At 41.8% G+C, this 11,637-nt stretch carries 11 protein-coding genes; all 11 read right to left on the bottom strand.

Going from position 1 to position 11,637, the window contains the following annotated elements; genetic code table 11:
• Positions 1-3: 3 nt before the first annotated feature.
• On the bottom strand, positions 4-1,335 hold the full coding sequence (locus BUB93_RS00615) for a replication-associated recombination protein A (RefSeq protein WP_073269125.1): 1,332 nt from the start codon (positions 1,333-1,335) through the stop codon (positions 4-6).
• Positions 1,336-1,348: 13 nt separating this feature from the next.
• Complete coding sequence (locus tag BUB93_RS00610) at positions 1,349-2,386, bottom strand: threonine aldolase family protein (RefSeq protein WP_073269124.1); 1,038 nt, start codon at positions 2,384-2,386, stop codon at positions 1,349-1,351.
• Positions 2,373-4,373, bottom strand: a complete 2,001-nt coding sequence (locus tag BUB93_RS00605) for an Eco57I restriction-modification methylase domain-containing protein (protein ID WP_073269123.1) — start codon at positions 4,371-4,373, stop codon at positions 2,373-2,375. Before BUB93_RS00605 ends, BUB93_RS00610 begins: the two co-directional genes overlap by 14 nt.
• A gap of 90 nt (positions 4,374-4,463) precedes the next feature.
• Positions 4,464-5,657 (bottom strand): ornithine--oxo-acid transaminase, encoded by a 1,194-nt coding sequence (gene rocD / locus BUB93_RS00600; RefSeq protein WP_073269122.1) that lies wholly within the window; start codon positions 5,655-5,657, stop codon positions 4,464-4,466.
• 488 nt (positions 5,658-6,145) lie between these two features.
• A complete protein-coding gene (locus BUB93_RS00595) occupies positions 6,146-7,378 on the bottom strand; it encodes a serine hydroxymethyltransferase (protein ID WP_143159036.1) in 1,233 nt (410 codons plus the stop codon).
• Positions 7,379-7,397: 19 nt separating this feature from the next.
• On the bottom strand, positions 7,398-7,589 hold the full coding sequence (locus BUB93_RS00590; protein WP_073269121.1) for a hypothetical protein: 192 nt from the start codon (positions 7,587-7,589) through the stop codon (positions 7,398-7,400).
• A gap of 104 nt (positions 7,590-7,693) precedes the next feature.
• The gene (locus BUB93_RS00585; protein ID WP_073269120.1) at positions 7,694-8,461 is read right to left on the bottom strand and encodes a tRNA threonylcarbamoyladenosine dehydratase; all 768 of its coding nucleotides are present in this window, start codon (positions 8,459-8,461) and stop codon (positions 7,694-7,696) included.
• Between the two features lie 9 nt (positions 8,462-8,470).
• The gene (locus tag BUB93_RS00580) at positions 8,471-9,403 is read right to left on the bottom strand and encodes a bifunctional riboflavin kinase/FAD synthetase (protein WP_073269119.1); all 933 of its coding nucleotides are present in this window, start codon (positions 9,401-9,403) and stop codon (positions 8,471-8,473) included.
• 2 nt (positions 9,404-9,405) lie between these two features.
• Positions 9,406-10,311 (bottom strand): tRNA pseudouridine(55) synthase TruB, encoded by a 906-nt coding sequence (truB, locus tag BUB93_RS00575; RefSeq protein WP_073269118.1) that lies wholly within the window; start codon positions 10,309-10,311, stop codon positions 9,406-9,408.
• A gap of 7 nt (positions 10,312-10,318) precedes the next feature.
• On the bottom strand, positions 10,319-11,263 hold the full coding sequence (locus tag BUB93_RS00570) for a DHH family phosphoesterase (protein ID WP_084116772.1): 945 nt from the start codon (positions 11,261-11,263) through the stop codon (positions 10,319-10,321).
• A gap of 4 nt (positions 11,264-11,267) precedes the next feature.
• Positions 11,268-11,624, bottom strand: coding sequence for a 30S ribosome-binding factor RbfA (gene rbfA / locus BUB93_RS00565; protein ID WP_073269117.1), 357 nt, complete (start codon positions 11,622-11,624; stop codon positions 11,268-11,270).
• Positions 11,625-11,637 lie beyond the last annotated feature (13 nt).

Genomic DNA, 11,637 nt, shown 5'->3' with positions numbered 1-11,637 from the left:
CCTCTATTTATTTTTGTTCTTGGTGCTATCTAAATAATCCTTAAGCACCTTTTCGTAGCCAAGCTCAGTGGGCTCATAATATATCACGTCCTCCATGCCTGGAGGCATATAGCTTTGCTTTACATAATGCTGTTCATAATCATGGGGATACTTATAGCCTTTTCCGTGCCCCAGTGACTTCGCGCCCTTGTAGTGGGCATCCCTCAAGTGCATGGGCACTTCCCCCGTACGCTTGTTTTGGATGTCTGACAGCGCCTTGTTCACTCCTATGTAAGATGCGTTGCTCTTGGGAGAGCAGGCAAGATAGGTAACAGCCTGTGCCAATGTCAACCTCGCTTCAGGCATGCCTATAATCTCCAGTGCCCTAAAAGCGCTAACCGCTATATTAAGCGCATTTGGATCTGCGTTGCCTATATCTTCAGAAGCAGATATTATTATCCTTCTTGCTATGAATTTGGGGTCTTCCCCTGCCCAGAGCATTTTGGACATCCAGTAAAGAGCACCATCCGGATCCGAGCCCCTGATGCTCTTTATAAAGGCGGATATGTTGTCGTAATGGTTGTCGCCGTCCTTGTCGTAGTGGATCACCCTTTTTTGGATGCATTCCTGGGCAGTGTCGATGTCTATTGCTATTATTCCATTTTCATCCTCATCCGTTGTCAGCACTGCAAGCTCCAGGGCATTTAAGGCGTTTCTTGCGTCTCCGTTGGATACCTGGGCTATATGTCTTAGAGCATCCGGCGATATGTCTACATTCAGGCTTCCCAGACCATTTTCCTTATCCCTTAGCGCTTTGAGCATGATGTCTCGGATTTCATCCGGTGAAAGCCTGTTGAGCCTAAATATCCTGGACCTGGATACCAAGGGCGCATTTACCTCGAAATAAGGATTTTCTGTCGTCGCGCCGATCAACACTACGGTACCTTCTTCCACTGCAGGTAGCAGGGCGTCCTGCTGGCTCTTATTGAACCTGTGGATCTCGTCTATGAAAAGTATGGTCTTGGCGCTGTACATTCCCAAGTCTTCCTTGGCTTTTCCGATAACCTCTCTCAGCTCTTTAACCCCGGATGTAACCGCATTGAGCTGAATGAAATTAGACTTGGTCTTGTTTGCTATGATCCTGGCCAGTGTTGTTTTTCCTGTGCCAGGAGGACCATACAAAATTATAGATGTTATCCTGTCTGCCTCTATCATCCTAAATAATAGCTTGTCAGGGGCTAGAATATGCTTCTGGCCGTAAAAGCCCTCCAGAGTCGTAGGCCTAACCCTGCTTGCCAAAGGTCCGGATTTTTTTAGATTATCTTTTAAATTATTGGTGAAAAAGTCCTGCTGCATTTATAAACTCCCCTTAAAGGTTAACAGTGGTTTTTTTGACTATTTCAATAGTCTCTGTAACGTCTGATTTGCTTATATGATAGTGAAGCACGAACCTAAGCCTTTTATCAGTGATTACGGTTGAATAGACACCTGATTTTTCGAGTTCTTCTCTTAACCTGTATGAATCTAAATCATCTCTTATCACATCACACATCACTATGTTTGTCTGAACTGTATCCATTTCTACCTTTAATCCTTTAATCCTATCAAGCCCTTGTGCAAGAATCCTGGCATTTTCGTGGTCTTCTCTTAATCTTTCTGTCATTTCCTCCAAGGCTATTATGCCTGCAGCCGCAAGTATTCCGGCCTGCCTCATTCCTCCGCCCAGCATTTTCCTTATTTTTCTAGCTCTCTTTATAAAATCTTCATCCCCGGCCAATATGCTGCCTACAGGTGCGCACAGGCCTTTGGAAAGGCAAAACATAACAGAATCGCTCTCCATCATAAGCATCTTAGGAGATACGCCCAGATATGCGGCGGCATTGAATATTCTAGCTCCATCCAGATGAACCTTTATGCCATTCTTTTTGGCAAGTGAATATACCTCTTTCATGGAGTTAAGGTCCATTACAGTTCCCCCGCATTTATTGTTGGTGTTTTCCATGCATATAAGTGAAGTATGGGGAAAGTGAATATCATCGGCTCTGATAGACCTTTCTATTTGATCTATATCCATTATCCCATTTTTTGATTTTATCAGCTTGCTCACGACTCCGCTGATTGCACCTATGCCCCCTCCTTCATACCAGTGTATGTGGCAGTTTTCCTCTAGAAGGATTTCATCTGCGGGAGATGTGTGCACCTTAACAGCTATTTGATTTCCCATAGTCCCACTTGGAACGAACATGGCAGCTTCCTTGCCAGATATTTTGCAGGACAGCTCTTCAAGCCTTTTTACTGTGGGATCCTCTCCGTAGACATCGTCCCCCACCTGGGCTTCATACATCGCTTTTCTCATTTTATCCGTGGGCTTTGTGATGGTGTCGCTTCTATAATCATAACTTTTCAAGTTTTATTCTCCTTTCAATAAGGTCTTTCTCTGCCTTGCCGATACTGAAGTAATCAAATATGTAGTTATCTATATCTTCTTTTAGACTAAGTGAAGCTTCTTCATTCTCCGAATTTTGTATGGATTCGTGGTAATAATGAAGACTCTTGAAAAATTCAGGATCGTACTTTGGCAGCCTCAACCTTCCCACTGTATTGGGATAGTACTCGTAGAGGTTCTCCCCCAGCTTTTTTGCTATAGCCTTAAAGTAAAACTCGTACAGGCTTGAATTTAACAGTGCCGTAACAGCTTGCAGAGTATAAAATTCACGGGAAGCAAAAGTGTTTTGCTTTAATCTGAAGCTGTAGACATCTGCGCTGAAATAACAGCCCTTGGTGTCTACAGCAAACCTGTTTTTGTGAGATTTATAAGGATATACAACCTTATCTCCCGTGAAGTTTTCATGACTTCTGCCCCATTGAAGGTGGTGCCAAGGTCTTATTCCTTTTTTGCACTCCCTCCTGTTCTTTAGCCTTGCTTCGTATGGCAATAGCCTTTTCATTAACTGGGGATGATCACTTGCATCCTCTAATAGATCTGTATATAAAAGATATTTATTATTTTGTCTTATTTCATACTGAGTTATGTCGCTGTTTTTTATCCAAGGCTTGACTATCACCTTGTCGTATAAGCGACTTTCCAAATTATCGACAACAAAAGCCTTGTCGCAGCCTGTTATTATCCCTTGTCTACTGTCCCAAACATCTGATATTGTGGTGTCAGTTTTTGATGTGATCTTTAAGATAACATCCCTGCTTGCTCTATCTATGAGGCTCCAGCCTTTTTTATCCAGATCCTGTTGCAATATGTTGAAAATCTCAAAGTTTTCTGTTGAATCACCATCATTGCTTCGTTGATGGATCAGCCTGCTTATTCTTTCACCCTTGTATTTGTGTACGCTGAATGAATTGCCATTAGGCGAACCTTTGGCCAAAACAGATATTAGGGGATCGACTTTTGCCCCTGGCATGACTCTATATCCGTTATAGTCTATGATTTTTTCGATTTTGAAATTATTTGCAATAAAACCCCTTAATCCTTTTCCGTTGTGGGCTTCCAAGAAATAACGGGACGTGATGAATATCAACAATCCACCCTCTGACAAGACTTCCCATCCTCTTTTGAAGAAACAGTAGGATATATCAGCCTTGTCGTAATAAACGTCGTGATACTTGTCTTTTAGGACCTTGAAATACTCTCTGTTCATCTGTTTATGCCCAATGTAGGGAGGATTTCCCACAATGAGGTCAAAGCCCTTCCATGATGAATTGTCGGTGAGAAAATCCCCTGCAATGAGATTCTTGGGCTGTACGTATATCTTAGATTTAAGGCTTAAGACTAGGGAGGATATGAAGATGCCTTTTTCGTCTAAGTCCATTCCATAAATCATGTCCTGGAGCAAGTTGTGGTGAACCTTGTCTTTTTCAAAGCCTTGTCTCAGCCCCGACTCCATCATCTTGTCATATGCCTTTGACAAAAAAAAGCCGCTTCCGCATGCAGGATCCAATACCTTGCAGGGATAACTCCACTTTTGAGGGTAAAAGCCTATCATCAAGTCGATTATAGCGCCAGGAGTGTAAAACCTGCCGCTCTTTTTCTTTATTTCCGTCTCTGATAATTCTTCGTATACCAGTCCTATTAGTGCCGGATCGCAGTTTTTCAGACTGGGTCCATTTAAAATATAATCTGTGCAAAATTTTATTTCTGTAACATTTGCTTTGTTTGTTAATTCCTCAAGTGAACAATGAGCTTCTATTTCCCATCTTGCGAGTATGTTTTTGTAGGTAAAATCATTAAAAATGTTTTTGCTGAATCCTTTTGTTAAATACCCATTTTCCAACAGAAATTTATACAGCATGGATTTTATAAGCAGATCTGGAGAAAATTCATCAGACCTACTCTTGCCCAGATAATCAAAAAGCTCTTTTACAGCATCAAATGAGTTCAATAGTTCACCTCGCAAATATACTTGAAGTTTAATTATACCACTTAGAGATAGACCATGCAAAGCAAGGGACTGGATGATTGCAACTTTGTTTTACCTTGAAAGTACATCTTTTATTTTTCCCACCGCCCAGTCTATTTCCTCTTTTCCTATTATAAGAGGCGGCGTAAACCTCAATGTTTGATCATGGGTTTCCTTGCAGAGAATTCCCTCCTCCAGCAACAGCTCGCAGTATTTTCTTGCAGTACCGCAGGATTTTTTTATCTCGATACCAATCATTAGACCCCTTGAACGTATCTCCTTAACCATTGGAGACTCCATTTCTTTAAGCCTTTGGGCAAAATACCTGCCGTTTTCCTTTGATTTTTCACTTAATTTTTCATTCAGAATTACTTTTATTGATGCTGTCGCTACAGCGCTTGCCAGAGGATTCCCGCCGAAAGTTGATCCATGGTCTCCTGGTTTGAAAACCCCCATTACCTCTTCACTTGATAAAACAGCAGATACAGGATAAACGCCTCCACCAAGAGCCTTGCCCACTATCAGCATATCCGGCCTTATCTTCTCATGGATATAGGAAAAAAGCTCTCCAGTGCGGCCTAGCCCTGTCTGTATCTCATCGAAAATCAAAAGGACACGGTGTCTTTCTGTGATTTCCCTCACCTTCTTCATATAGCCCTCTGGAGGGACTATGACGCCCCCTTCTCCCTGAACCGGCTCTATAAGCAAGGCCACTGTATTTTCGCTTATAGCCTCTTCCAACTTTTGTGCATCTCCGAATTCCACGCTAATAAATCCGGGAGTGAAGGGCCCAAATCCGGTTTTGTACTGTTCTTCACTTGAGAAGCTTATAATCGTCACTGTTCTGCCGTGGAAGTTGTTGTCGCAGACAATGATTTCAGCTCTGTTTTCAGCTACTCCTTTAACCTTGTTGCCCCATTTTCTCGCTGCCTTTATACTTGTTTCAACCGCTTCTGCACCGGTATTCATGGGAAGCGCCTTGTCGAACCCTGTCACGTCGCACAACAGGCTTAGAAATTCGCCCATTTTGTCATTGTGAAATGCTCTAGATGTAATTGTAATCCTTTCCATCTGGTCTTTCGCCGCTTGAATAATCTTAGGATGTCTGTGACCCTGATTGACGGCAGAATATGCAGCCAGCATATCTAAATATTTCTTTCCGTTCTTGTCCCAGACCCATACTCCCTCGCCCTTTGCCAGAACGACGGGCAGTGGGTGGTAGTTTCTTGCGCTGTAACGTTCAGTTTCTGATATTATTTTCTGCATTTTAACGCCCCCCTTTTAAGTTATAAGTTTTAAGTTATAAGTCGTAAGTAAAAGCATATGCCAAACACTGTCATTTCGAGCAGAGCGAGAAATCTCAGGAATAACGTTGTTTAGCAATGGTATGCGCCGGATCTCAGGAAATTCTGGAATTTCTTTAATTATTGTTAAACAATTGTGAGGCAATGGTTAAGCTATAGTTAAACAATTGGATAATTAAAGGCCTTTACGACTGTTTAACGACCGTTTACCAACTGCCCAACGATTGTTTTACCGGTTAAAAGCAAGCTTTAGACGCAAAATCCTTTATTGTTGCAAATGTATCGAAACAGCATCTCGTACAGCTCCGCTGTCCGAGCTCGCGGGCTTCGCCCAATACCTTCCTCGAAATCATGCGTCTTTAAAGCAAGCTTTAGACGCCTATTTCTCATTAGGTGCTGTTTCTCAGCTTTTCGCGAAAAAAAACCACGGAAAATTCCGTGGTTTTGATATCATTCCGCATAAACCGGAAACTTTTCACATAATGATTTTACCTTATCCTTAGCTGCTTGTCCATCGTTTTTGATCAGGCAATCATATATGGCTTCTCCGATTACAGCCATTTCCGCTTCCTTCATTCCCCTAGCAGTTACTGCCGGAGTTCCGATTCTGATTCCACTCGTTATGAAAGGACTTTCAGGATCAAAGGGAATTGCATTTTTATTTACTGTAATGTTGACTTCGTCGAGTATTTTTTCCGCATGCTTTCCTGTCAAACCGAAGTTTCTTAGGTCGACTAGCATCAGATGGTTGTCAGTTCCGTTTGACAACAGCTTAAATCCCTTTTCCATAAGCTTTTCGCTGAGGGCTTTGGCATTTAATGCAACCTGTTTTTGATACACTACAAAATCATCAGTTAATGCTTCTTTTAAAGCTACAGCTTTTGCAGCTATAACATGCATCAACGGTCCCCCCTGGCTTCCAGGAAAAACTGCCTTGTCTATAGCTTTTGCATATTCAGCTTTACAAAGTATGGCTCCACCTCTTGGACCTCTTAAGGTCTTATGAGTTGTGGTTGTTACTATATCTGCATAAGGCACGGGACTTTGGTGAACGCCTGCAGCTACTAGGCCTGCGATATGGGCCATATCTACCATGTATAAGGCTCCAACTTCTTTGGCGATTTTTCCGATTCTTTCGAAATCTATCTCTCTTGGGTATGCGCTGGCTCCTGCAACTATCATCTTGGGCTTGTGTTCCTTGGCAAGCCTTTCAAGCTCTTCGTAATCTAAAAGCTCCGTATCTTCTTTTATTCCATAAGGTATGAAATTGTAGTATTTCCCTGACATGCTTACAGGACTTCCGTGACTCAAGTGTCCACCATGAGCTAGATTCATTCCCATAACAGTGTCTCCAGTCTCCAAAAGAGCGAAATATACAGCCATATTGGCTTGTACTCCGGAGTGAGGTTGAACATTTGAATGCTCCGCTCCAAAAAGCTTTTCTATTCTTTCCTTTGCGATAGTCTCTATTACATCTACGTGCTCACAGCCTCCATAATATCGTTTTCCGGGATATCCCTCTGCGTACTTGTTGGTAAGGTGGCTGCCCATAACTTCGATTACCTGTTTTGTAACTAAATTTTCTGAAGCTATAAGCTCAAGATTGTTTTCCTGTCTGTTTAATTCCTTTTCCATTGCTGCGTAAATTTCCGGGTCGTAATCTTTTATGACTGTAAAACTCAATTTCTATTCCTCCTCAATGTTATTCTTTTTTTGACAACTGCTGAGCGATCTGCTGTAAGCTAATTGCTATGCTTCTGATATAGGCTTCTGTTTTTTCAACCTTTTCCCTTAAAAAAAGTAGGAAGAAAACCACCGACATCAACATGATAAATGTCATAACGGGATTAAGTAATGTGGTTATCCCTGATAGGCTGGTAATAAATCCGTCCATACTTGCACCCCCGATTTAATCTTTAAGTATTATCTCATATTTATGTGAAAAAAAGAAGATTAATATGAATAATATTTTATTATTTTAGTTTATCGTACGTATATTTATACATTTTTATTATCTTTGCCAATGATGTCCTTTACTACTTCCCCTGCCATTATAAGACCTGCAACCGAAGGCACGAATGAAACGCTGCCTGGTATCTGCCTCTTTGATGTGCATTTCTTAGAACTTTCCTCTGGGCATACGCAACCTGTCGCGCAGTCGTCGCCAGATTCCATCGGCTTTAATGGCGGTTCCTTTGAATATACAACCTTTAGTTTTTTAATTCCTCTGTTTTTTAGTTCTTTTCTCATCACTTTTGCCAGTGGACATACGCTGGTCTTAAATATATCTGCTACTTCAAACCTGGTGGGATCGAGCTTGTTGCCTGCTCCCATAGCGCTTATGATAGGGATATTTCTTTGGTTAGCCTTCATTACAAGGTCTATTTTACCTGTCACTGTGTCTATTGCATCTACGATATAGTCGATATCTCCCTGCAGCATGGACTCAGCAGTTTCAGGAAGATAAAAATCCTGTACTATATCAACATTTGCCTTGGGATTGATGTCCAAGACCCGTTGCCTCATGACCTCGACCTTCGGCTTGCCTATAGTCTTTCTGCTGGCATGGAGCTGCCTGTTAATATTGGTAAGGCATACCACATCGTCATCTACTAACAAGAAGTTCTCTACACCGCTTCTTGCCAGACCCTCCACCACGAAGCTGCCCACCCCTCCGATTCCGAAGACGGCAACTCTGGATTTCTTTAATTTTTCTAAAGCTTCTTTTCCAATCAGAAGCTCTGTACGTGAAAATTCATTTAGCATAGTTTCCCTCTATTGTTTTTCCTTGTTTATATACTTTTTCTCTACTATTTGGATATCGTGTCGTATCTGTTTGATAAGATCAGATATATTTGTAAATTTCTTCTCTTTTCTAATTTTATTATTAAATATAAGCTCTACGGTTTCTCCATAGATATCTTCATCAAAGTCATAAATATATGTCTCAACGCTGAAAGGGTGATTTTCGAATGTGGGGTTATAGCCGATGTTTGTAAGCCCCTGGTATTTTACTCCCTTTACGATGATGTTAGTATAGTATACTCCTGCATCCGGCAATATATGTTCCTCTTCGACCGTTATGTTCGCAGTGGGTATGGCATATTGTCTTCCAAGCCCTTTGCCTCGGACAACTTCGCCCATTACGGAGAATTTTCTGCCCAGATATTTTTCAATCTGTTCCACCTTGCCGTTGACCACCAGGTTTCTGATAAATGTGCTGCTTATAATATGTCCGTACTTTTCCACAGGATTTACGACCAATACATCGTAACCGTACTTTTCCTTAAGCTTTACCAGAAGCTCCGGGGTACCCTTTCCTTTTTTGCCAAAATTATAGTTGAATCCCACCACGATGATTTTGGAATTTAATTTTTTGACAAGGATTTCTCTAATGAATTCCTCCGGCTCGAAGTTCATTATTTCTTCCGTAAAGTCGATAAAAATCAGCTTGTCTATATCCATTTGATTTAAAACATTAATTTTCTCGTCGTTTGAGCTAATGAGTTTGGGCGCAAATTTGGGAAATACCAATGTCAATGGATGCTGCCTGAAAGTAACCAGGCAACTTTCTAGATCCTTTTCCTTTGCTATTTTTATCATTTCGTCTATTAATGCCCGATGGCCGATATGAATGCCGTCAAAAAAACCCAGTGCGACTGCAGCAGGTTTTTGATTTTCTATTTCTGTCCAATCGTATATCTCCATAGTCATTTCTCCTCATTGAATATACATTTTGGTTTGATTTTATTAATTTTGTCTTCCACTATTATTTCGCCTATTCCGTAAAACCTGTCTAAGCAGTATAACAATACCTTTTGGCCTTCAGCCAAGGTATCGATTGGTTCCATGAGATTTCTTCCGTAAAGCACATTCCCGTTTACCAGATATTTTTTTGAATCTGGGTCTATCAAAATCTTCGGAAAATCCTTAAGGGGGAAATCCGTCGGATAAAGCTTCCCGGCAATAGCTTCTACATCCATTTTTTCAAGCTTATCCAATGTTATTGCATCATCAACTGAAAAATATCCGCTTTTTGTTCTGATCAGAGATGTCATATGGGCTCCGCAGCCCAGCTTTTCTCCGATATCGTTGAAAAGCGACCTAATGTAGGTACCCTTCGAGCAGCCGACCCTTATCTTAACGTATGGAATTTGGATGCTGACAATCTCAATATCATGTATGACGACCCTTCTTGGCTCTATTTCAACCTCTACGCCCTCTCGGGCATACTCGTAAAGCTTTTTGCCCCTGACTTTAAGGGCTGAGTATATAGGTGGCTTTTGGAGCAGCTCTCCCTTGAAAGAATCAACTGCATCAAGTATTTGATTTTCAGTGACGCTAACAAGTCTGCTTTTTACTTCTTTCCCTTCGCTGTCGTAGGTGTCTGTGGATATGCCAAGCTTCAGCTCTCCTACATACTCCTTTTCCTTGTCAAGCATATATTGGGAAACCCTCGTGGCCTTGCCCACGCATAGTGGCAAGACACCTTCTGCCAAGGGGTCTAAAGTGCCTGTATGACCGATCTTTTTAGTATTCAATGCTCTCCGCAAGATATTGACCATATCATGGGAAGTCTTTCCTTTAGGTTTGTAGATATTTAAAATTCCGTCCATAGACACCTCAAAACACGATGTGGGATTTAATGTCCTCGAGCACATCTTCAAATCTCATATCCCTAATCGTGCATCCGGCTGCCTTGCTGTGACCACCACCTCCATAGTGAACCGCGATCTTGCTCACGTCAAAGTCAGTATTTGCCCTGAAAGACACCTTAAATGTATCTCTGGATGTCTCTTTTATCATGACAGCCACCTCAACACCTTTTATATCCCTGGCGTAGTTGATTACGCCTTCCATATCCGCATCATCTGAGAATTTTTTTAAGTCCTCATGCGAGAGATGGATCACTGCTGCTTTACCCTCTTTAATCAAGGATATCCTGCCTAAGGCATAACCTATCAGCTGCACTTTTTCAAATGTGGTCTCATCGAAGAGCTTCCTGCTTATCTCCCAGTACCTGTTTGGATACCGGTAAAGCTTGCTGGCGATATCATGGGTTTTGTATGTGACATTGCTGTATTTAAAATTGCCGGTATCCGAGACAATGGCCGTATATAGCGCAAGGGCTATCTCTTCGTCAAGTTCCACGTTGAGATTTTCCAAAAGTTCATATACCGCTTCTCCTGTAGCACTGGCATTTACATCAACGTAATTCAAGTGGCAATAGCCGTTATTGCTGACATGGTGGTCTATGTTTATCCTAATCCTGCACCTTTCCATCAGTGAAGCATCGTATAGATGGTCCGGATCTGAGGAATCCAAAAATATCCCAACATCAAAGCTTCTGTCGCCATAGGAGCCGTTGAGTTCGTTAAGCTCGTTTAAAAAACTGTACTTCCCACCCCCGGGCTTTTCTAATGCATAGAAAACATTCTTGCCCATTTTTTTAAGGGCAAGTCCCAAGGCGAAGCTGGAGCCTAGAGCGTCGCCATCGGGAGATTTGTGGGTGCTTATCAGAAAGGTGGAGTTTTCTTTTATGGCGCTTGTTATTTTATTCATGCCCATTTTACTACTCCTGACTGTCCTTGTGCAGCTTTCTTATCACTTCATCTATGTGAGCACCGTACTCGATTGAATCATCAAGTACAAAAATCAGCTCAGGTGTGTAGTGAGTCTTAAGCGTCTTGCCCACGTTTTTTCTTAAAAATCCTGCAGCCTTGTTAAGTATGTCGATTGCCTGAGCTTTCTTTTCGTCTGTATCGAATATGCTTATGTATACTTTGGCATATCTTAGGTCCCCGGTCGTATCTACCTTCATCACGCTGATGAGTTCGGTCAGCCTGGGGTCCTTGATGTTTTTCCTTATGAGGCTGCTAAGCTCTTGTTTTATCGTTTCATTTATTTTGTTGATCCTGTTTTTTGCCATGCTCATCACCTGC

It is taken from the genome of Alkalibacter saccharofermentans DSM 14828 (genome assembly GCF_900128885.1).
GTDB lineage: Bacteria > Bacillota > Clostridia > Eubacteriales > Alkalibacteraceae > Alkalibacter > Alkalibacter saccharofermentans.
Note: the sequence above shows the minus strand (reverse complement) of the source record. Positions and strands in the feature narration are given on the sequence as shown.